This window comes from Synechococcus sp. R6-5 (assembly GCF_047461775.1).
Classification (GTDB): domain Bacteria; phylum Cyanobacteriota; class Cyanobacteriia; order Thermostichales; family Thermostichaceae; genus Thermostichus.
Window position 1 is genome coordinate 1 of sequence record NZ_JANSHV010000379.1, and the last position, 1,020, is coordinate 1,020.

1 protein-coding gene is annotated in these 1,020 nt (G+C 56.3%); it reads left to right on the forward strand.

The window, feature by feature from the left end:
• Positions 1-356: 356 nt before the first annotated feature.
• A partial coding sequence (locus NW818_RS13860) for a hypothetical protein (RefSeq protein WP_414424885.1) occupies positions 357-1,020 on the forward strand: 664 nt, incomplete at its 3' end.

The window sequence follows — 1,020 nt, forward strand, 5'->3', positions numbered from 1 at the left end:
CAGGGCTGGCGCACGGTGAACGTCACCGAGCGACGTACTGGCCGTGATGTTGCCGGGCGGTGGATATTGTCCATAATTACTCGTGCACTGATGTGACTGTCGTCTTAGCCGAGGACAGTCACATCATTACTGTTTCTGATGGCTCTTTCATCAACCAAATCATGGAGCTGCAAATGGGTAGAACGATTGTCCATATCTGAAGGAGATTGGATATGAGATGGGGAGTAGCACTCTTGTTCGTAATAGGACTCACAGGCTGTTACGTGAGCGGAACAAGTGGAGAGCGGCCAGGTACAACCACCAGCGCAACTCGTACTGTAACGCAAACGTACACAGTGAATACAGATACAGACAGCTTGACCTATACGCTGACAGTGCCAGCAACATGGATGCTGGTACGCGGAGATGGAGCAGAGCTGCGCTTCCAGGAAGCTATGGCGCCTGCAACTCCCCTTGATCCCAGTGACGATCAGGCATATATCGGAGGGGTCAATATTCTTGACCAGTGTTCGAATGCGTCAACCGTTGACCAGATGTATGCTTGTGTGCTGCCCAATCATAGCACCGACCTCGCCATGAAAGCCGTGACCTCACCGGCGGGAGAAGGACGGGTGTATATGTTAGAACACTCCTACCCGGTCGGAGATCAGCGTCGCTGGTGGGCACAACACGCACTCATTCCTGTTGACCGGTATATTTTCGATATATGGATTCAAGTTGGGCCTGAGACAGCTGATCTGCCGGTTGACGCATTGACGGAAATGGTGAACACCTTTCAAGTTACAGTGAGTCACAACCTTACCCCCTCCACCCCTCGCGTGACGCCAGCGGCGGTGAGCGCGACGCCGGTAGCGGTGCCCGGGCTGAGTGGGGCGACTGCGCTGGCGGCAGGCGGCGCGCATATCTGCGCTCTGTTGCAGACAGGGACGGTACAGTGCTGGGGGAGGAATTTCGCCGGGCAACTGGGCGATGGGACGAGCGGGGGAAGCCGCGCGACGCCGGTGGCAGTGCGTGGGCTGA